This is a genomic window from Gemmatimonadaceae bacterium, from assembly GCA_019752115.1.
Lineage (GTDB): Bacteria > Gemmatimonadota > Gemmatimonadetes > Gemmatimonadales > Gemmatimonadaceae > Gemmatimonas.
On record JAIEMN010000023.1, the window covers coordinates 95,163 to 113,187 of the forward strand.

Below are 18,025 nucleotides of genomic sequence, written 5' to 3' on the forward strand. Positions count from 1 at the left end.
CGCTAGCCGTCCACCGGCGAGACGCTGGGCACGCGACCATCGCCATCCTTGCCGGTCACGTGGTAGACCACGCGCGATGGGAAGGCGAAGGTGGTACCGCGCCCGCGGACAATCCGCATGAACTCCAGAAACAGGTCATGGCGGATGCGGAGGAACTGGTTCCATTCGGTGGTGCGGAACCAGCTCACGATATTGAAGCGCACGGCCGAATCGGTGAACGCCACGATGTGCACGCGCACGGTGTCCGGCCAGATGAGCGGCTGAGCGCGCAGCGCCGCTTCAATGTCATCGCGAATCTGCGCGAGCTGCTCCGGCGTCGTATCGTAGGGCACGTCGAGATCGGTACGGAACAGAATGCGGTCGCGTTCACCAAACGTCTCGATGCGTTCGTCGGCGAGTCGCCCATTCGGGACGCGCACGACGGTGCGATCGATCGTCCGAATGCTCGTGCTGCGCAACCCGATGCGTTGCACTTCGCCTTCGGTGGTGCCGGCGCGCACCCAGTCCCCCACGCGGAAGGCGTGGTCGGCGGCGAGGCTTACGCTGCCAAAGAGGTGCTCGACGGTCTTCTGCGCGGCGAGGGCCACGGCGATACCGCCGATCCCGAGACCGGCGAGTAGCGTACCCACGGGATACCCGAACTGCGCGAGCGCCACGAGCAGCGCGATGACGGCGACCGTCACGCGCAGGATGTTGCCGAACAGCGGCACCAGCGTGCGGGCCTGCGCCCCCTGCCCGCTCGCATCGGCCGCGCGTTCGATGCGCAGCTGCGCGAGCCGGATGATCCGGAGCAGGGCCCAGAAGAGCGCGATGAGCAGCAGGCCGCGCGTGGACGCCGACACAAAGGCGGCGACGCGCGGATTGAGCTGCAAGAGCGAGAGGAGCGGCTCGGCGACCAGCGCCGCGGCCCACAACCGGAAGGGCCCGCGCAGATTCTCGAGCAGCAGATCATCCCAATCGGTGACCGTGCGGGCCGCGAGGCGCCCGAGCACGTTGCGCAGCACCGCCCCCAGCAGCCACGCGAGCAACACCAGCGTGGGGATGATGATGGCCAGCCCGAGCCACTGCCAGTAATACACGTTGAGCGGCCCTTCGCGCTGCAGCGAGCGCGGGAGCCGATCGCGCAGCCACGGCGCGCCAAGCGATTCGTACCAGGCGTCGATGTTGCCCACACTGGTGCTGGCGAGCACCCAGCGCGAGGGATCTGCCCCGATGCGCACGAGGCGCAGGACATCCTCGCGGCCATTGGGGCTGAGGATCACGCCGAGACGGTCGCCGGTAAGATCGCCGTCGGTGGTATCACCCGCCGCGAGCGGCGAGAGGGTGCGCACATCGAGCGCGAGGCGCTGATCGATGACGGATTTGAGGCGCTTGGCGAGCGCGGGGGCCCGCTCGCGCTCCGACGCCGGAACCGCCAGGAAATCCGCGGCGCCGGTCCAGTCATTGGCCTCGGCGAGGCGCAGGTACGCCTGCACGGCCGCGCGCGGGGAGGCGGGCGACACCGCCACGGCAGCGGTGTCGGCGATGGGGCGGCGCGGGGCGAGCCCGAGCTGTGCCTGAGCCGTCGCCGCGGTGAGCCCCACGGCGAGGGCGGCAGTCCACATGTGTCTCCACATGCGCCACAATCTAATGACCGGGGTGGGGATCGAACCCACGACCTACGGATTAAAAGAGAGGAGGCAGGCGGGCGCGCCGTCGGACGCGACGGGCCGCGCTAAGGGGACGGCGCCCGCCACCCCTCGGGGCCGACCGGCCGCGCCCGCGGGGGTGCGTGCCACGGTGTGTCCACCCGAACTCCTCGCCGCGTTCGCCCTCGCCGCCTGGGCGCGGAGGCTCCAGCCATGGGGCTGACCGCGACGCCGGCGCCGCCGACGTTCACCGTCCGGCGGGACTCCTACAAGGCGCGGGTGCTGTTCGCGATGAGCGCGGACGCCGACGCGCCCACGCCGTTGACGGCGCTCCACGCGGCGGTGCCGGACATCTCGCGCGCGCACCTGGGCGTGCTGCTGGCGCAGCTCTTGGGGCTCGGGGCCATTCAACGGACGGGCCGCGCGCAGTACGTGCGCCTCGTCGGCGAAACGCGGGAGTTCCGCGGATGAGCCGCCTGTCCAAGCCCGTGACCATCGCACTGACCTCACGCGCGATCCTCGCCTTCCTGCTCGAGGCGCTGCGCCTGCGCTCCACCCGCTATCGCGCCACGCGGTATGTCGCGTCTACGAGCCGTCGTCCTCGGGTGCGCATCGACTCTGCCGCTGCGCGGCGCGGGGCAGCAGAAGTACGCGCGGCGCTCCGTGCCATGGAGCGTACACGATGAACCGAATCGATGTCATGCGGTTACTCGATCAGGCGTCCCTGATCCTGCTCGTGGCGACGTCCGTGCGCTTTGGGAAGGCGTACGCGGCGAGTGACTTCAACCTCGCGGCCATCTGCATGGTGGTCGCCATCGGGTGCGGCTTTGCGTGCGAAAAGATCAGCACACACCGCGACAAGCTCGTGCGGGAGGGTGCCCGATGATGTGGCGCAATCCCTTGCAGCCGTATTCCCCGGCGGTGCTGGCGTTGTGCTACGCCTGCCTCTTCGTGGCCTTCTACGCGTTCGCGTTGGCCATCTCGACACCCGTCGCGACCTGGGAGGACGAGCATGAATAAGCCCATCTCCCAGCGCGAGGCGCGCGCGCTGAAGCGGCGTGTGCGCGAGCTCGAGGAGCGCGAGGCGGCGCTGCGGCGTTCGCTCGGAACCGACTACTTGGGCACGTGGGTATGTCGCACCGTCCCAAACGATGCGCTCCGAGACATTCTCCGCACGAGCGCGCGCCTCGGATTCGTGACCGTTGCTCGCCTGAACTATGAAGGCGATGGACTGAACTTCTACGCGGTGCCGACGGAGGTGCGTCGTGCGCCCTGACGAAGCCCGAGACATCGACGCGCTCGCGCGCGCCAGGAACCGCGAGGACGGCAACGCCACGCCAGAAGGCTGCATCGTCGCGTCGCTGCTTGCCGTCGGCTGCTGGGTCGCGATCGCCGTACTCGCCGCTCGATTCTTTCGGATGGTGGCGTCATGACCGCGCCCGAGCCAGATGACCTCGACCGTCTCGTCGAGGATCTCACCGACGCCGAAATCCTCGCCTCGATTGGCGTCCCGAACGCGACGGCTGATCGGGTGACCATCGCGCCGCCGTACGGTCTGACCGCGCCCGAGCCGGAAGTGATCGCGAGGTTGACCGACGATGCACTATGCGACGAATCGGTTACTGAGGTTCTGACGAGCGACTTGCGCGAGTTGTTGTTGTCGCATCGCGCCCTCGCCACGCGCTGCGCGGCGGCGGAAACGCTTGCCAAGGAGAACGCCGGAATCGTTAGCGGTCTGTTGGCTATGCTCCACAACACAAAAGCCGACCTCACCGCCGCGCGGGCGCAGGTGGCGGCGATGGAGGTGGATGCGAAGCGGTTGGACTTTCTCGAATCCGCCAAGGTTTTTCAGGCGGCGTTCTACCCGTTGGAGAACCCGCCGCGTTGGGAACTCGACGCATGGGATACCACCACTGGTGCGACGTTGCGCGAAGCCATCGACGCCGCCCTCCCCACCCCCACCCCGCAGCCGGAGCAGGATGATGCCTAGAACGCGCATGTGTCGCATCGACCTGTCGTTTCCCGATGCTCGCGTGGAATACAAGTGGCCAGAGCGAACAGCCGACGAAGAACAGAATAAGCGCATTTCCGAGATCATGGTGGACGCGCTCAAGCAAGTGATCGCCATTCACAAGAGAACCACCACCCCGCAGCCGGAGTAACCACCATGACGATGATTCTGCCCGAGCGCGCGGCGCTCCTTGAGACGGTGACGTTTGACAGCGGCGCACACAAGGCCGACGATGGCGCGATGTGCGTAATGGAAGCCGCCGCGTACATCGCGGGCGAACCGTGGAGCGATCACCCGCAGTGCGTATCGCCCGTGATCTCGGCGTTCCTGCGGAACTGGAATGATTCACTGCCGGAACCGCCGCGCACGGAGTTGTTGCGCCCGTTGCTGCCGCTGGTGATCGGCACGCGCACCACCGCAGCCGATGAGGAAACGCGCGCGTGGATGGCGACCGATTGGTTGGTGCGCGTGCAGGCGCCCGCATGGATGGACCTTACCGACCGGCTCAAGCCGCACGCTGACGCACTGCGCGCGTTGCCACCGCTGACGAGTGCCGAGATCGCAACGGCGTGTGCGTCGGTGTTGGATGCCGCCCGCAAGGAATCGGCCGCTGCGGGGGCCGCTGCGTGGGCCGCTGCGGTGGCCGCTGCGAGGGCCGCTGCGAGGGCCGCTGCGAGGGCCGCTGCGTGGGACGCTGCGGGGGACGCTGCGTGGGACGCTGCGGTGGCCGCTGCGAGGGCCGCTGCGAGGGCCGCTGCGTGGGACGCTGCGGGGGACGCTGCGGACAAGGCTCTTGCCCCTACCGTTGCCACGTTGCAATCGTCTGCCGTTGAACTGGTGCAGCGCATGTGTGCCGTTGGACGTGCCACCCCGCAGCCGGAGCAGGAAGGATGAAACTCTATCTATTCGACAAGTGGGAAGGCGCGCGGTCGTTCAGCCGTGACGAGCGTGGTCTTGTGACGACCACCTGCGAGGACGACTCGCTCCCCGAGGCAATGGCCAGTGATTCGCCAGTCGGGGCGCTGTGTGTATGGGAAGGGACTATCTACGATCCGCGCAAGCTGACAGACGACGAGCTAGACGAGCTTGGTATTTCACCAGAGGCGGCGCGTGAGTGTGACGAGTGGTGGCAAGGCAAGATGCGCCCTGCTACCGACGCCGAGATTCTTGCTGTCCTGTCGTTTGCACCAAACACTCACACCCCCGCCCCGTCCGTCGCCACCCCCGACGTGGTGTTGCCGTGTTCACAGTGCGGCGGGCGTGGATACGTGAAGGTTATCGACCGGAGCGGCGGCTACGCGCTGCCGACCAGCATGGCGTGTATGTGCGAAGCGGGTCAGGCCATCGTTGGCCGTTTGCCTGACACTGCCACCCCCGACGCGCGGCGGGTGGTGGAGCTGAACGAGTGGCGCGTGACCTACGCGAACGGCAATCAGGGATTCCCGCGAACGACTCGGGAAGAAGCGCAGCAAATCGCCGACGACGACAACGCCAATTTCCCCGGCTGTGGTGCGCGTGTTGTGCGCGTGGCGCTGATTGAGGAGGCCAGCGCATGAGCTTTCGCATTACGGCGCTCGTCATCAACGGGCGCACCTACGAACGGCGCAAAGGGCGCAGCGTCAACCGCTGGTCGTACATGCCGAACAACGGGCACCCCCGTGTGTGGGTGCATCGCGAGAGCCGGTTGCATCATGCGCTGGAACGCATGGCGCTGACCGAAGAACAGATTCAGGACATGCAGGCGCGCATCGGCCCTGTCGTGGCCGCTGCGGTGGAGTTCACGCGCTTGCACGATGAGTTGAGCGCACGGAGCGACCTAGCGCTCGGACTGGCTGCGAAAGTCAACGACGCTGAGGGAGAGCTACACGCCGCCGTCCGCGCCCTCGCCGCCACGACGCAGGGGGACGGGTGAGCGTGGATCTTTCTCCGGACGAACTCGGAACACTGGCGCTGTGCAGCGTGCGGTACGCTTGCGGTCGCCGCACCTATATGCCGTCGCTGGTTGCGCGCATCGTGCGTCGTATCTGGCCGATGTTGGAGCCGCGCGACCGTCAGACGATTCGGCTTGACATCGCCGAACAGATCGCCCGTGGTGACGCGGGCGACGATTGCGACGTGCGGGAGTGGCAACAGCTGCTCGCCGCCACGACGCCCGACGCGCAGGGGGGTGGGGCGTGAGCGACATCTACGCATGGACGCAGGACGGGTTCATTCCCGATCCAGACGGCGAGTATGTACCGCTTGAGGAGTACGAAGCGATAGAGGCGAAGCTGTCCAAGGTTCGTCTGTTGACGCTGCAACACAGCGCGCTCAACCGTGGGAAGCTGACCGATGTTGTGTTCCGCTCGGAAACGTGGGATGCTCTGCTCGCAGAACTGGCCACGCTGGAGCCCCGTGACCCATGCACATGCGCTGGTGACAACGGCGACGGGTCGCGTTTGGTCTGCGCGCATTGCGGGGGATTGCGCACTCCCTCCACCCCGCCCGCGCGCGACGGGGGGAACGGGTGATGAACAGCGACGTCTTCCGCGCCCGCATTCGGACGCTGCACACGCTGCTCGACGCGATCCTCGCGGGCACCACCACGGCGCCCGCGCTCGAGCAGCAGCTTGGGATCCCGCAGCGCACGCTGGTCGACCATCTCCACCTGCTGGAAGCGCTCGTTGCGATCCAGCGCTGGCGCGTACCCGGCCAGCCGACGACGACGCGCACGATCAGGCCCACCAGCCGAGCCGTCGCCTTGCGCGATGCGTTCGGGGCGATCGTGCGCACGGTGGAACCGCAACCGGACGCCCCCTGGGCCCCCGCCCCATGGCGGCATCCCTACCGGCGGTCGGCATGAGCGCGCCACTGTTGCTCGACGCGGACGCGCCGACGCGCCCCCGGCTCGCCCTGCGACCGTACCAGCGCTTGGCCATCGACGCCGCCTACCAGTGGCACGCCACCAACGAGGGCAACTGTCTCCTCGTGGTCCCCACCGGCGGCGGCAAGTCGCTCATCATGGGCACGCTCGCGGCCGAAGCCGTGAGCGGCGGCGCGCGCGTCTGTGTCATCGCGCACCGCAAGGAACTCATCGAGCAGAACTGGAAGGCGCTGCAGCACGCCGGCCTGAAGGCGCTCGACTGCGGGATCATTTCCGGCCAGCTCGGCCGGAAAGATCGCGCCACGCCGGCGACCGTCGCGTCGATCCAGACCCTCGCGCGCGCGCCGTTCAACTACGGCCCGTTTGACCTACTGCTGATCGATGAGGCGCATCTCGTGCCCCGCTCCGAGGACACCGCGTACCGCAAGGTGCTCGAGGCCTTCCGCACGAAGAACCCGAACGTCCGCACCATCGGGCTCACCGCCACGCCGTACCGCTTGGATAGCGGGCGGTTGGACACCGGCGAGGGCCGCGTCTTCCACGAGGTCGCGTACGAGATCAGCATCCAGACCCTGCTCGATGGCGGGTATCTGGCGCCGCTGATCTCCAAGGCCACGCTCACCCGCTACGACGTCACCGGCGTCGCGATGCGCGGCGGGGAGTACGTGGCGGAGGCGTTGCAGTCGGCCGTCGACGATCCCGCGACGACGGCCGCCATCGTCGAGGAGCTCGCGCGCCTGGGCGCGGATCGCCGCCGCTGGCTCGTGTTCTGTGTCGGCGTCGCGCATGCCGAGCACATGGCGGAGGCGCTTACCGCGGCGGGCTTCCCCGCGGCCGCCGTCCACGGCGGGCTCTCGGCGCACGAGCGCAGTGCCCGGCTCGGGGCGCTGCGCAACGGCACGCTCCGCGTGCTCACGAACTGCGACGTGCTCACCACGGGGTATGATGAACCCAGCATCGACCTCCTCGCCCTCTGCCGGCCAACGGCGTCGACGGGCCTGCACGTGCAGATGCTCGGCCGCGGATTTCGCACCGCGCCGGGGAAGACGGACTGCATTGCAGAAGGCCAGCTCATCCTCACGGACAGCGGCCTTGTACCCATCGAACAGGTGACGCCGCAGATGCGGGTGTGGGATGGCGTCGAATTTGTCACCCATGCGGGCGTTATCGCTCGCGGCGAACAGGAGGTCATCGAGTATGCCGGACTTACCGCAACCCCGGATCACCGCGTCTGGACGACGGAAGGCTGGAAGAGCCTTGGGCAGTGTGCCATCGAACAAGTTGCCATCGCTGTTACCGGAATTGGTCGGACGCCAGTTCGGGAAGTTGATCGTGTCTTCCGGAGAGGTGTTGCGCGAGTCGACGAAGGCACGCTTGCACACTCGATGTGCCGTATGCGGCACGGAAGCGACGAAGGAGTACACGAGCCTGATGCGTGGAACCGCGGGATGTCGGTCGTGCGCGAAGCCCCGAGTCGTTCCGAAGTGGCTTCTCATGCGAGCGATCGCCGCAAAGCAGCGGTGCACCAATCCAAAGGATCGGCGGTTCGCGGACTATGGGGGACGTGGGATTCGATTCGAGTTTGCGTCGCCGACGGCGATGGGTCGATGGGTGATGGATCACCTTGGCTTGCATCCGGATTTGCAGCTGGATCGGATCAACAACGAAGGGCCATACGGTCCAGGCAATCTCCGGTGGGCGACGCCAGAACAGAATCAGCGGAACACACGCAAGCAGTCGCGGGCCGCTACGCGCGCGTCTACGACATCCTGAACTGTGGACCGCGCCGTCGCTTCACTGCGGCGGGGCTGCTCGTGCACAACTGCTTGGTTTTGGACTTTAGCGGCAACTGCCTCACGCACGGGCCGGTCGATGCCGTGCGTGTCCGCGATCCCAAGAAACGCGGCAAGCAGGAGGCGCCGGCCAAGGAATGCCCGACGTGCCAGGAGATCGTTGGCACCGCGACGCGGACGTGTCCCCGGTGTGGCCACGCGTTTCCGCCCCCGGCGCCCCCCCAGCTCGCGCCGGCGGCGTTACTCGCGCCGGTGATGTCGACGGAGAAGCTCCCGCCGCGCTGGGTCGACGTCACGCGCGTCGAGTATGCGTTGCACCGCTCCAAGGATCCCGCGAAGACGATCCCGACGCTCCGGGTGGACTACTTCTTCCACTTCCAGCTCGTCGCGTCCGAGTACATCTGCGTCGAGCACGTCGGCTTCGCGCGCGACAAGGCTGCGGCATGGTGGGCCGACCATCTGGGCGGCCCGTGCCCGCGCACGGTGGCGGAGGCCCTTGAGGCCGCGCCGGGGTTGGAAGTCCCGATCGCGATCGCGCTGGAGCGCGATGGGCGCTACGAGCGCGTGGTGAATTGGCGCTACGTCGAGGCGCCCGCCGCGCCGTCTGCGGATCGGAACTGTGTGTTTTGCGCGCGCTGGGATGACCTGCTGCAGACCTGTGCCCACTGGAATGCCACGCCGCCGGACGATGTCCGGGCGGTCGGGTGTGAGGCGTTCCAGTCCCTTGCTGACGAACCCCTCCCCTTCTGACGATGGCGCGGAGTTCACAGGAGCCGCAGCGCACGCGAGCGAAGAAGGGCGACGGCAGCGTTGTGTTTCGCGACGGAAAGTATGTCGCCCGTCGGTCGTGGGTTGAGGATGGGAAACGCGTGCAGAAGCAGAAGTCGTTTTTGGATAGAGCGTCTGCAGAAGCGTGGATTCGTGGTGATCAAGCAGAGCAGAGTACGGTTAATCGCCTCCCGTGGCACATCATGATCAACGGAGGCGGTTGGCGGGAGACCGCAGAGTACTACCAATCACTGCATCAGCAGGCAGTAGCGCAGATCGAGCTGCTTCGGCGCCAGTACGCAGAGTTGCAAGCGATGCGCTTCGACAGGTGGGTACGGCAGTACATCGGAGACGAAGACTTCTCCATGCCCACCACGGTGCTTCGAGATCCGATCGCGGGCAAGCAGCGAAACAGCGATCGCCTATGCCTGTTACGCGAGGCAGTGAGAACACACAAACGAATTCGGACGCGCGACCTGATCACGCTGACTGGTCTCAGCAAAGGCGGGTCGACGCAATCTCTACTGACCAAGCTACGTGAGGATCCCTCGATCCACTACGAGGAGCCCGCGTGGTACTCATGGAAACCAGCCGACTAATCATGCCACGCCCCTACACCATCAAGGCTCATCCTACGACCTACGCCGGCGTGCGCTTCCGCTCTCGACTGGAGGCGCGCTGGGCCGCGTTCTTCGACCTCGCGCAGTGGAAGTGGCAGTACGAACCGATCGACCTCGCCGGTTGGTCACCGGACTTCTTGGTGCAGATCCCGTGCGGGCATTCCGAATGCCCGCCGACGCACGATCTCTACGTCGAGGTGAAGCCGTACACGAGCCTCGAGGAGTTTCGTGACCATGTCGCCGCCTCGATGATGACCGGCTTGGCCGTCATCTACGATCCGGCGCCCGCGCTGTTCGGCGTGTCGCCCGTCGTCACGGAGTTCGAGCTCGTGCACGGCTCCGGCGGCGGCATCGAGTCCGTCATGGGCTGGGTGCACAACTGGGACGCGCTGTGGAAGGAAGCCGGCAACATCACGCAATGGAGGAAGCCGCGTGGCTGACATGCTCGCCGCAGCGTTGGGGTGGGTGGCGAAGGGCTGGGCGGTCTTTCCCTGTCATCATCCGATCGTGGAGCCGGGTCGCCCGGTGCGCTGTTCGTGCGTGAAGAAGGACGAATGCCCCGCGATCGGGAAGCATCCGATTGTGAAGAACGGCAAGGACGACGCCAGCACGAACCCGGAGCAGATCCGCGCGTGGTGGAAGGTTTTCCCCGATGCCAACATCGGCGGCGTGCCGGCGTCAGCCGGGCTGCTCGCGTTCGACATCGACTCGGAGGACGCCGTCGCGGCGGCCCGCGGGCTCGGTCTGTTCGCGGAGCCCACCTTCGAAGTGCGCACCGGCAAGGGCGTGCACCGGTACTACACGCACCCGCCGCTGCCCTCGGGCGCGTCGGTGCACGGGATCGTTGTGCGCTCGGCGCTCGGCCATGTCATGCTGCCGCCATCGCTCCACGCGTTGGGTAGCCGGTATGAGGTGTCCGACGACGCACCCGCAATCCCGTTGCCACCAATCGCCCTGGCGGCCGTCGCGGCAGCGAACGAGCGACCAGCCAGCCGCGCGCGTGTGCGGCTGTCGGTCACGCAGGACCGGATTGGCCCCGGGGAACGCCATGGCGCCCTGCTCGCGCTCGCCGGCAGTCTTGCGTCGTCGCAGGTCGACCCGGAGATGGCGCTGCGGATGGTGTTGAACACCAACGCCGTGCAGTGCGATCCGCCAAAGGACCCCGACGAGGTCAAGCGGCTCGTTGAGTACGCGTACCAGGAAGAGAAAGGCAAGCACGCCGAGATCGCGCGCCATCTCATGATCGCCCAGGTGACGCCCCGCGTGATCCGACCAACGCGGCCGGTGCCACTCGCCAATCCCTTCGAGCAGCCGCTCCCCGGCATCCTCGAGGAGATGGTCGCGTGGTCAATGCGCACGGCCCCGCACCCGGTGCGCATGTATTCCGTCGCGGCGGCCCTGGGCGTCGCGTCAACGGTCTGCGCCCGGCGGTACACGACGTCGCGGCAGAACTACAGCACGCTCTATCTGCTGGTGATCGGCAAGTCGGGCACCGGGAAGGAACACGTCCGCCGCTCGGCGCATGCGCTGCTGCGCGCTGGAGATGCGGCAACGCTCATCGGCCCGAACGAGTGGACGTCCCGCTCGGCCGTCTGGTCGTCGCTGTATTCCCAGCCGCAGTCGCTCGCCATCGTCGACGAGTTCGGGCAGTTCCTGGGCGCGGCGTCAGGCGGGAGCGATGGGGCCACGATGAAGAACGGCGTGCTCACCGCGCTGATGGAGCTCTTCTCCCGTGTGGACGACGTCGCGATCACCCCGCAGTTCTCGACGTTGACGCTGTCGGCGAAGCAGCGGAAGAACGCCGAGCGGAAGGCAATCGAGCGGCCGGGGAAGAGCGTGATCGGGCTGACCACGCCGAACGAGTGGTATGAGTCGCTGAAGGGGAACCGCATCAGCAGCGGGTTTCTCAATCGCTTCCTCGTGCTCGAGGCGACCGTGCCGCGCGGCGATTTGGCCGATGGGAGCGACGAAGAGCCGCCCGCCCAGGTCGTGGGCTGGATCCGGCGCGTGCTCGCGCCTCGGGGCAATCTGGACGTCATTGGACGAGTGACGGAGCTGCCGCCGGCGCAGCGGCTGGCGATCACCGATCCGGCGATGGCGGCGTTTCGCGCCTTCAAGCGCGAGTGCAACGCGCGCGCCGACGTGTTGGAAGCCGAGAAGCTCGGCGAACTGCCGATGCGCGCTGGGGAGCAGGCCATGCGCTTGGCGTTGCTGGCGGCGCTCGCGGAAGATCCCGACGCGGTCACGGTCGACGAGCCGCATGCGCGCTGGGGCATCGCCGTCGCGGGCTACCAGCTGCAGCAGCTGATCCCCGCCGTGCAAGAGCGTCTGTCCGACAGCCCGGTCCACGCGCTCCGCAATCGCTTCCTCGAGGCGCTGCGCGAGGCCGGCGAACGGGGCCTCACAATCAAGGAGATCACGCGGCATCGCGTGTTCCGCGGCGTGGTCAAGCGCGATCGCGAAGAGACCGTGCAGTGGGTGCAGGAGGCAGGATTTGCCGGGTGGCTCGAGCTCGGCAGCAGTCCGACGGGCGGGAGACCCCGTCACGCGCTGGTAGTAACGACCATTCAGCCTGCCGAGGAGGCCGCGTAACCCCATGCCTTACAGAGTTATAGCAGTAAAGACAAAGAATCTATCCATACACATTACTGCACACACATCACCCGCGTACGCGTGCGGGGGGGAAAAGGGGCTGGAGAAGGCCTATGTTTTTTCTGCCCGAACTGCCACTACCGCGCAGCACAACGACTTGCGGCGGACTTACCCATGAACCGCCGCCTGCATGCGAAGTGGCCGGTGATCACCACCGGCAAGAACGGCCGCCCGCTCACGCACCCGCGGGCGGAGTGGATCGCTGATCCGTCGGCGTTCGATGTCCCCGCCTTTGAGCGGGAACACTGCTTTGCCCCGCCGCGCCGGTGGCGCTTCGACTATGCGTGGCCCCGGTGCAAAGTGGCGTTGGAAGTCGACGGCGCGTCGGGGTCGTACGGTCGCCACTCCCGCCCGGGCGGCATGCGCGCCGATCACGAGAAGCTCAACACCGCCGCGGTGCTGGGGTGGTGTGTGCTCCGTGTGCTCGCCGGCGAAGAGACGCGCCTCGCGACGCTTGATCTGCTGCACCGCGCGCTCCGGAGGCCGCAATGAGTTCCCCGTTGATTCATCCGCTGCTCCGGGCGGGCATCGCGGATCCGCGCCTCCGCCATCATCACGCGTTTCACGTGCTCGTGCAGCTGGTGGAGCTATTGCCCGCCGATCGCACGTACCGGCCGGTCTATCAGGCCTCGATCGCGCTGACGCTGCATCTGGATCGCAAGACCGTACGCCGGGCGATGCGGGCCCTGGTGAAGTGGGGCTATGTCCTCGAGGGCGACGCGGACCTCAAGGGCGTGCGGGCGATGGCGTTGGCGACGCCGGTGGGCGCTGATGTGGGGACATGGGCACCACATTCCCACGCGCGCGGAGTGTCGGCGATGCCGTCGGTGGCCTAGGGTCGGACTATGCCCATCACGCCGTTGTCGCCTGTGGAAAAGTCTGTGCGCAAGTCCGCAAGCGGTCGCCCGTTGCGCGGGGCGGCCGCGGATCCGGCGAAGCGTGGGCGCGGCCCGAAAAAGGGCGCGCCGAATGCCGGTCGGCCGCCTAACGAGTTTCGCGAGCACATGCGCGCGTTGGTGTCGCGCGCGGACGTGACCAAGGCGTTGGAGGCCGTGCTCAAGTCGCCCACGCATCCGCACTTCATGGCGGCCTACAAGATGGCGTGCGAGTTCGGCTACGGCCGCGCAGTGCAGGCGGTGGAGCATGCGGGGCACGGCGGCGGACCGATGGAGCTGCGCATCGTGCATGAGGTGATCGACCCCAGTGAGGCCGATGGCGACGACGCGTGAGATCCGCCGGCGGATCCCGCGCTGGGCGCGTCCGCTGCAGCGGCCATGCCGCTTCAAGGGCGCCAGCGGTGGCCGCGGGTCGGGGAAGTCGCACTTCTTCGCCGAGGAGATCGTCGAGCACATGGTGCGGCGACCCTCGGCGCGCGTGGTGTGCATCCGCGAGGTGCAGCGCTCGCTCAAGTTCTCGGCCAAGGCGCTGATCGAATCGAAGATCGAGGAACTTGGCGTCGCTGGGCTGTTCGACCCCACGGCGACGGAAATCCGACGGCTCGGCGGATCGGGCATCTGCATCTTCGAAGGGATGCAGGACCACACGGCCGACTCGATCAAGTCGCTGGAAGGGTTCGAGCTGGCGTGGGTCGAGGAGGCGCAAAGCATCTCGCAGCGCTCGCTTGACCTGCTCACGCCAACCATCCGCGTCGAAGGCTCCGAGCTTTGGTTCAGCTGGAACCCGCAGAAGCGCACCGATCCGGTCGACGTGATGTTCTCGACGCCAGACGACGACCGCATCCGGGTGCATTCGACTTACCGCGACAACCCGTTCCTGCCGTCCACGCTTCGGCGCGAAGCGGAGAAGCTGCGGCGCGCCGACCCGGACAAGTACGCGCACGTGTGGGAGGGCGCCTACGATCTCGGCGGGAAGGGGCGGGTCTATCCGAAGTTCCTTGAGAAGCCGTTCCCCGAGGGCAACGTCGATCCGAGCGTGAAGGACCTGGGCGGCGAGATCCTCATCGGGCAGGACTTCAACATCAACCCGATGGCGACGGTCATCGCGGTGCGCGCCGTGGACGAGTGCCATGTGCTCGACTGCCTGCTGGTCCCGACCTCGAACACCGAGGAGGTCTGCCAGGAGGTGCGGCGCCGCTACCCAAACCGGCGCGTGGTCTTCTGCCCCGATCCGGCGGGCAACGCGCGACACACCAACGCGCGCGCGGGACAGACCGACTTCACCATCATCCGCTCGTTCGGCTTCGAAGTGCGCGCGCCCTCGGCGCATCCGCCGGTGGTGGATCGCGTCAACAACGTGAACGCCATGCTGCACGACGGCGACCGCCGACGGCTCCGCATTCACCCGCGCGCCAAGCACCTCATCGAGGCGCTCGGGGGCCAGACCTACAAGCCGGACACGAACATTCCGGACAAGACGGACGGCTACGACCACCCGAACGACGCGCTGGGCTACCTGCTCTGGCAGGAGTTCAACCGGCTCGGGCACGGCGCCATGCGCGTCTCCACCTTTGCGATTGGGTAACCCGGCATGGCCGACTCTGTCTCGCAGACCATTCCGGGCAAGGCCCCGGCTGACCAGCGCCCCGACTTCAAGCGCCCGGAGTACAAAGCGGGTGAGTGGGCTCGCGCCCTCTCCCGCGCCTTCATGGCCGGCACGCGCGGCGTGCGCTCCCTGGGTGAGACGGCGCTGCCGCGCTGGCCCGCCGAACGACCCGCGTTTTACAAGCTGCGCTCGACGATCGCGCAGGTCACGCGCTACTACGCGCGCACGGTCGAGGCGACGGTCGGCATGATCGCCGGCACGCCACCGACGTTGTCGGACACGGTCGATCCGGTGATCGAGCAGGACTGGGAGGACATCGACGGGCGCGGCACGCACGGCGAGGTGTTCGCGCGCCAGCTCACCGAGGAGCTGCTCGTCGGCGGCTTCGTCGGGATCCTCGTCGACGCGCCACCGGTGCCCGACGGCGTCCGGCTCACGCTCGCGAGCGAGCAGGCGCTCGGTCTGCGTCCGTACTGGGTGCTCGTCACGGCGGACCAGATCCTGAGCTGGGTGGTCGAGGCGCCGCAGTGGCCGGAGCTGATCCAAGCCTACGCGGCGGGGACGCTCACGGCCGACCAGGTGAAGGCGCTCGCCAAGCAGGCGATCGTGCGGCAGGTCGTGATTCACGAGCCGACCGATGTCGCCGCCGGCACGTTCGGAATGCGCACGGCAGATCGCTATCGCGTGCTGCAGCTCACCGCCGCCGGCGTCACCTTCGCGGTGTGGGAGCATCGGGAGGCCGAAGGCGCGTCGGGCGAGCACTTCGCACTGATCAGCACCGGCGCGATGCGCGGCGCGAAGAACGCGCCGCTCACCGCGATCCCGCTCGCCATCGGCTATCCCGGGCGGCCGTCGGCGCCGTTCGTGTCGGAGCCCAAGCTGCTCGCGATCGCCGAGCTCAACCTCGACCACTACGTGCTCACGGCGGACCGCCGCTACCTCATGCGCCTCACGCACGCGCCGACGCTCTTCCTCGCCGGCGTGGGCGTGGACCGCGACGACGACGGCAACGAGCGGCCGCTCGAGGTGGGCCCCAATTCGGTGGTCCGCGCCACGGACGCTCAGGCGAAGATGTCGTGGGTTGCGGCCGATCCGAACGCGCTCGCCGAGAGCCGCCAGGAACGCGACGAGATCGTCCGCCAGATCGCCGCGCTCGGCCTCTCGTTCCTCGCCAAGGACCGACGCACGAGCACCGAGACGGCGAAGGGGAGGTCGCTCGACATGGCAGCCGAGAACCAGTCGCACGCGAGCGTTGCGCGTGGGCTGCAGGACCTGCTCGAGCAGGCGTTCACGTTCCACGCGGCCTACCGCGGCGTCCAGCCACCGGAGATCGAGATGCACACCGCCTACGCCTCGCCGGACGTCGACCCGCAGCTCGCCGCGCTTGTGTGGCAGGCGGTGCTCAAGGGCGTGCTCGAGGTGTCGGACTGGGTCGCGTATCTCCGCACCGGCAAGCTGCCCGACAGCGCCTCGATGGCGATGACCTCGAGCGCCCTGCTGGCAGCGGCAGAAGCCGATGCCGCGGCCGCGGCCGAGCAGGCTGCGCAGACGGGGAACGCAGGCCAGTTGGCCGCCGATGGGGCGGACAGCGTACCGACGGCGGCGGCCGCGTGAAACGCCGCGGTCCGCGTGGTTGCGCATTCGGGCGGGGCGTGACACCGTGAACCCATGCCCCGTCCCATCGGCCCCAATGAGGGCCAGCGCCGGAACGCCGTCGAGATCCTTGGCGGCGTCGCGCGCAGTGCCGCCCATCCGGCGGCCACCTTCTACCGCGCCCTGCGCGAAGAAGGCCTCACGCCCGACGAGGCGCGGGGCCTCACCGGCGAGTTCCTCCGGGTCCTCTTGGGCGACATCCGGGCCACGTTGGGCGAATAGGGCCCGCGTGGGGGCCTCGTGACCTCCGCCGAGCTGGCCCAAGCCCGTCTGGACGCGCTCGCGGCGCGCCTTGAGCCCCGCCTGCGGGCGGCCTTCCTCGCGGCCGTGGCCGCCCTCGGCGCGGCGGACGCCGCCGAGCTCGTGCGCCGGCTCACCAGCGGGTCGCCCGAGGAGGTCGCGGGCTGGCTGATGGCCCAACCCGCCGTGACCGCGGCGCTGGCCGCCGTCCGCGGACTATATGCCGAGGGAGTGGTACGGCTGGCGGCCTCCGAGGCGGCAAGCCTCAGCGCGACCCTCCGCATCCGCGTGGCCGCCCCGGTGGTCTCGCCGCCGCTGATCGAGGCCGTGCGCCGGTGGGAGAACGGCGCCTTCGCGCGCGTGAAGCTCGACGTGCAAGGGGGCCTGCGCGACATCGTGGCCGAGGAGCTCACGCGGGGCGTCGGCCCGCGACAGGTCGCCGTACGCCTCAAGGCCGGCGTGGCGGGTGGTGGGCTCACGCCCTACGACCTCAAGATCATCCGCAGCTTTCGCGCGGCGCTTGAGGAGGGTCGCTTCCGCGACGCGCTGGGCCGCACCCTCCGCGATCTGCGCTCGGACCGCACGCTCGAGCGGCTGCTGCGCGATGGCGGCACGCTGACGCCGGCGCAGATCGAGAAGATGGTGCAAGCGTATCAGCGGAAGCTCGCCGCGTGGCGCGCCGAGACCTTCGCGCGCACCAACGCCATCCAAGCGGTCAACGAGGCGACGAAGGCCAGCTGGCGCGCCGCGATCGAGCAAGGCACGGTGCCCGCCACCGAGCTGCGCCAGTTCTGGGTGGTCGCGCGCGACGAGCGACTCTGCCCGATTTGCGCGCCGGTGCCGGACCTCAACCGCGATGGGATCGAGCTCGATGGCGAGTTCATCACGCCGCTCGGGGCGGTCCCCTCGCCCCCGCTTCACCCGAACTGCCGATGCGTGACGTTCATCCGTCACGTGCGCCCCGGCGTTCGCCAGCGTCCGGCACCCGGCCAGGACGTGTTGCTCCTTCCCGCGTAACCATCTCCGGAGACCACGATGCGCATCACCCAGGGCGACCACGCCGCCACGTTCACGCCCGGCGAGGGCTACACCAGCGAGAACGACAGCTTTGCGCTGTGGCTGTCCACCGCGTTCCCCGAGCCGACCGCGGAGGATCTGCGCGAGCACGGCCTGACGGTCGACGGCATCGGACCGGTGAGCGATGAACCCGCGCTCGTGATCACGCACGACGACGCCTGACCACACGCGCCGTGCTTGCTATGGGGACACTGTCCCCACATCGCGACGTGTGGCGA

At 68.1% G+C, this 18,025-nt stretch carries 27 protein-coding genes; 26 read left to right on the forward strand and 1 reads right to left on the reverse strand.

The genetic code is table 11. The features are described 5' to 3' along the window. Window positions 1–2: 2 nt before the first annotated feature. Window positions 3–1,604, reverse strand: a complete 1,602-nt coding sequence (locus K2R93_12190) for a mechanosensitive ion channel family protein (GenBank protein MBY0490592.1) — start codon at window positions 1,602–1,604, stop codon at window positions 3–5. Window positions 1,605–1,841: 237 nt separating this feature from the next. On the opposite strand from K2R93_12190, the gene K2R93_12195 reads away from it, so the two are divergent. The 26 genes from K2R93_12195 (at window position 1,842) to K2R93_12320 (ending at window position 17,969) form a co-directional block, all read left to right on the forward strand. Continuing rightward, window positions 1,842–2,099: a hypothetical protein gene (locus tag K2R93_12195; GenBank protein MBY0490593.1), complete on the forward strand. Its 258-nt coding sequence runs from the start codon at window positions 1,842–1,844 to the stop codon at window positions 2,097–2,099. After that, entirely contained in the window at window positions 2,096–2,314 is a 219-nt protein-coding gene (locus K2R93_12200) for a hypothetical protein (protein MBY0490594.1), read from the forward strand. The genes K2R93_12195 and K2R93_12200 overlap by 4 nt, the downstream gene beginning before the upstream one ends. After that, window positions 2,311–2,514 carry a hypothetical protein gene (locus tag K2R93_12205; GenBank protein ID MBY0490595.1) on the forward strand — a complete coding sequence of 68 codons (204 nt, stop codon included), beginning with the start codon at window positions 2,311–2,313 and terminating at the stop codon, window positions 2,512–2,514. Before K2R93_12200 ends, K2R93_12205 begins: the two co-directional genes overlap by 4 nt. Continuing rightward, a complete protein-coding gene (locus K2R93_12210) occupies window positions 2,511–2,648 on the forward strand; it encodes a hypothetical protein (protein MBY0490596.1) in 138 nt (45 codons plus the stop codon). The genes K2R93_12205 and K2R93_12210 overlap by 4 nt, the downstream gene beginning before the upstream one ends. Beyond that, window positions 2,641–2,904 carry a hypothetical protein gene (locus K2R93_12215; GenBank protein ID MBY0490597.1) on the forward strand — a complete coding sequence of 88 codons (264 nt, stop codon included), beginning with the start codon at window positions 2,641–2,643 and terminating at the stop codon, window positions 2,902–2,904. Before K2R93_12210 ends, K2R93_12215 begins: the two co-directional genes overlap by 8 nt. Further along, window positions 2,894–3,061 (forward strand): hypothetical protein, encoded by a 168-nt coding sequence (locus K2R93_12220; protein ID MBY0490598.1) that lies wholly within the window; start codon window positions 2,894–2,896, stop codon window positions 3,059–3,061. Before K2R93_12215 ends, K2R93_12220 begins: the two co-directional genes overlap by 11 nt. Beyond that, window positions 3,058–3,618 (forward strand): hypothetical protein, encoded by a 561-nt coding sequence (locus K2R93_12225; GenBank protein ID MBY0490599.1) that lies wholly within the window; start codon window positions 3,058–3,060, stop codon window positions 3,616–3,618. The genes K2R93_12220 and K2R93_12225 overlap by 4 nt, the downstream gene beginning before the upstream one ends. 7 nt (window positions 3,619–3,625) lie before the next feature. Further along, on the forward strand, window positions 3,626–3,790 hold the full coding sequence (locus tag K2R93_12230) for a hypothetical protein (GenBank protein ID MBY0490600.1): 165 nt from the start codon (window positions 3,626–3,628) through the stop codon (window positions 3,788–3,790). A gap of 5 nt (window positions 3,791–3,795) precedes the next feature. Further along, the gene (locus tag K2R93_12235; protein ID MBY0490601.1) at window positions 3,796–4,533 is read left to right on the forward strand and encodes a hypothetical protein; all 738 of its coding nucleotides are present in this window, start codon (window positions 3,796–3,798) and stop codon (window positions 4,531–4,533) included. Next, window positions 4,530–5,195: a hypothetical protein gene (locus tag K2R93_12240; protein MBY0490602.1), complete on the forward strand. Its 666-nt coding sequence runs from the start codon at window positions 4,530–4,532 to the stop codon at window positions 5,193–5,195. Before K2R93_12235 ends, K2R93_12240 begins: the two co-directional genes overlap by 4 nt. Further along, window positions 5,192–5,551 carry a hypothetical protein gene (locus tag K2R93_12245; protein MBY0490603.1) on the forward strand — a complete coding sequence of 120 codons (360 nt, stop codon included), beginning with the start codon at window positions 5,192–5,194 and terminating at the stop codon, window positions 5,549–5,551. Before K2R93_12240 ends, K2R93_12245 begins: the two co-directional genes overlap by 4 nt. 2 nt (window positions 5,552–5,553) lie before the next feature. Continuing rightward, window positions 5,554–5,817 (forward strand): hypothetical protein, encoded by a 264-nt coding sequence (locus tag K2R93_12250; protein MBY0490604.1) that lies wholly within the window; start codon window positions 5,554–5,556, stop codon window positions 5,815–5,817. After that, window positions 5,814–6,149: a hypothetical protein gene (locus K2R93_12255; GenBank protein MBY0490605.1), complete on the forward strand. Its 336-nt coding sequence runs from the start codon at window positions 5,814–5,816 to the stop codon at window positions 6,147–6,149. The genes K2R93_12250 and K2R93_12255 overlap by 4 nt, the downstream gene beginning before the upstream one ends. Next, on the forward strand, window positions 6,149–6,481 hold the full coding sequence (locus K2R93_12260; protein MBY0490606.1) for a hypothetical protein: 333 nt from the start codon (window positions 6,149–6,151) through the stop codon (window positions 6,479–6,481). Before K2R93_12255 ends, K2R93_12260 begins: the two co-directional genes overlap by 1 nt. After that, window positions 6,478–9,045: a DEAD/DEAH box helicase gene (locus K2R93_12265; protein MBY0490607.1), complete on the forward strand. Its 2,568-nt coding sequence runs from the start codon at window positions 6,478–6,480 to the stop codon at window positions 9,043–9,045. The genes K2R93_12260 and K2R93_12265 overlap by 4 nt, the downstream gene beginning before the upstream one ends. A gap of 119 nt (window positions 9,046–9,164) precedes the next feature. Then, window positions 9,165–9,662, forward strand: coding sequence for a hypothetical protein (locus K2R93_12270; protein MBY0490608.1), 498 nt, complete (start codon window positions 9,165–9,167; stop codon window positions 9,660–9,662). Window positions 9,663–9,664: 2 nt separating this feature from the next. Beyond that, window positions 9,665–10,123, forward strand: a complete 459-nt coding sequence (locus tag K2R93_12275) for a hypothetical protein (GenBank protein MBY0490609.1) — start codon at window positions 9,665–9,667, stop codon at window positions 10,121–10,123. Then, window positions 10,116–12,275 (forward strand): bifunctional DNA primase/polymerase, encoded by a 2,160-nt coding sequence (locus K2R93_12280; protein ID MBY0490610.1) that lies wholly within the window; start codon window positions 10,116–10,118, stop codon window positions 12,273–12,275. The genes K2R93_12275 and K2R93_12280 overlap by 8 nt, the downstream gene beginning before the upstream one ends. A gap of 174 nt (window positions 12,276–12,449) precedes the next feature. After that, entirely contained in the window at window positions 12,450–12,827 is a 378-nt protein-coding gene (locus tag K2R93_12285) for a hypothetical protein (protein ID MBY0490611.1), read from the forward strand. Then, window positions 12,824–13,171 (forward strand): hypothetical protein, encoded by a 348-nt coding sequence (locus tag K2R93_12290; GenBank protein MBY0490612.1) that lies wholly within the window; start codon window positions 12,824–12,826, stop codon window positions 13,169–13,171. Before K2R93_12285 ends, K2R93_12290 begins: the two co-directional genes overlap by 4 nt. A gap of 45 nt (window positions 13,172–13,216) precedes the next feature. Then, window positions 13,217–13,564, forward strand: coding sequence for a hypothetical protein (locus K2R93_12295; protein ID MBY0490613.1), 348 nt, complete (start codon window positions 13,217–13,219; stop codon window positions 13,562–13,564). Continuing rightward, on the forward strand, window positions 13,548–14,816 hold the full coding sequence (locus K2R93_12300; protein ID MBY0490614.1) for a PBSX family phage terminase large subunit: 1,269 nt from the start codon (window positions 13,548–13,550) through the stop codon (window positions 14,814–14,816). Before K2R93_12295 ends, K2R93_12300 begins: the two co-directional genes overlap by 17 nt. Window positions 14,817–14,822: 6 nt before the next feature. Further along, window positions 14,823–16,451, forward strand: coding sequence for a DUF4055 domain-containing protein (locus K2R93_12305; GenBank protein MBY0490615.1), 1,629 nt, complete (start codon window positions 14,823–14,825; stop codon window positions 16,449–16,451). A gap of 54 nt (window positions 16,452–16,505) precedes the next feature. Beyond that, window positions 16,506–16,712: a hypothetical protein gene (locus tag K2R93_12310; protein MBY0490616.1), complete on the forward strand. Its 207-nt coding sequence runs from the start codon at window positions 16,506–16,508 to the stop codon at window positions 16,710–16,712. Between the two features lie 18 nt (window positions 16,713–16,730). Then, a complete protein-coding gene (locus tag K2R93_12315) occupies window positions 16,731–17,747 on the forward strand; it encodes a phage head morphogenesis protein (protein MBY0490617.1) in 1,017 nt (338 codons plus the stop codon). Window positions 17,748–17,765: 18 nt separating this feature from the next. Beyond that, entirely contained in the window at window positions 17,766–17,969 is a 204-nt protein-coding gene (locus K2R93_12320) for a hypothetical protein (GenBank protein ID MBY0490618.1), read from the forward strand. Window positions 17,970–18,025 lie beyond the last annotated feature (56 nt).

Bases quoted from the DNA above. Each gene is read 5' to 3' on its own strand.
- K2R93_12190 (MBY0490592.1), bottom strand. From the start codon at position 1,604: ATGTGGACTGCCGCCCTCGCCGTGGGGCTCACCGCGGCGACGGCTCAG.
- K2R93_12215 (MBY0490597.1), top strand. From the start codon at position 2,641: ATGAATAAGCCCATCTCCCAGCGCGAGGCGCGCGCGCTGAAGCGGCGT.
- K2R93_12275 (MBY0490609.1), top strand. From the start codon at position 9,665: ATGCCACGCCCCTACACCATCAAGGCTCATCCTACGACCTACGCCGGC.
- K2R93_12200 (MBY0490594.1), top strand. From the start codon at position 2,096: ATGAGCCGCCTGTCCAAGCCCGTGACCATCGCACTGACCTCACGCGCG.
- K2R93_12285 (MBY0490611.1), top strand. From the start codon at position 12,450: ATGAACCGCCGCCTGCATGCGAAGTGGCCGGTGATCACCACCGGCAAG.
- K2R93_12260 (MBY0490606.1), top strand. From the start codon at position 6,149: ATGAACAGCGACGTCTTCCGCGCCCGCATTCGGACGCTGCACACGCTG.
- K2R93_12310 (MBY0490616.1), top strand. From the start codon at position 16,506: ATGCCCCGTCCCATCGGCCCCAATGAGGGCCAGCGCCGGAACGCCGTC.
- K2R93_12320 (MBY0490618.1), top strand. From the start codon at position 17,766: ATGCGCATCACCCAGGGCGACCACGCCGCCACGTTCACGCCCGGCGAG.
- K2R93_12300 (MBY0490614.1), top strand. From the start codon at position 13,548: ATGGCGACGACGCGTGAGATCCGCCGGCGGATCCCGCGCTGGGCGCGT.
- K2R93_12205 (MBY0490595.1), top strand. From the start codon at position 2,311: ATGAACCGAATCGATGTCATGCGGTTACTCGATCAGGCGTCCCTGATC.
- K2R93_12290 (MBY0490612.1), top strand. From the start codon at position 12,824: ATGAGTTCCCCGTTGATTCATCCGCTGCTCCGGGCGGGCATCGCGGAT.
- K2R93_12235 (MBY0490601.1), top strand. From the start codon at position 3,796: ATGACGATGATTCTGCCCGAGCGCGCGGCGCTCCTTGAGACGGTGACG.
- K2R93_12210 (MBY0490596.1), top strand. From the start codon at position 2,511: ATGATGTGGCGCAATCCCTTGCAGCCGTATTCCCCGGCGGTGCTGGCG.
- K2R93_12245 (MBY0490603.1), top strand. From the start codon at position 5,192: ATGAGCTTTCGCATTACGGCGCTCGTCATCAACGGGCGCACCTACGAA.
- K2R93_12265 (MBY0490607.1), top strand. From the start codon at position 6,478: ATGAGCGCGCCACTGTTGCTCGACGCGGACGCGCCGACGCGCCCCCGG.
- K2R93_12305 (MBY0490615.1), top strand. From the start codon at position 14,823: ATGGCCGACTCTGTCTCGCAGACCATTCCGGGCAAGGCCCCGGCTGAC.
- K2R93_12230 (MBY0490600.1), top strand. From the start codon at position 3,626: ATGTGTCGCATCGACCTGTCGTTTCCCGATGCTCGCGTGGAATACAAG.
- K2R93_12195 (MBY0490593.1), top strand. From the start codon at position 1,842: ATGGGGCTGACCGCGACGCCGGCGCCGCCGACGTTCACCGTCCGGCGG.
- K2R93_12240 (MBY0490602.1), top strand. From the start codon at position 4,530: ATGAAACTCTATCTATTCGACAAGTGGGAAGGCGCGCGGTCGTTCAGC.
- K2R93_12225 (MBY0490599.1), top strand. From the start codon at position 3,058: ATGACCGCGCCCGAGCCAGATGACCTCGACCGTCTCGTCGAGGATCTC.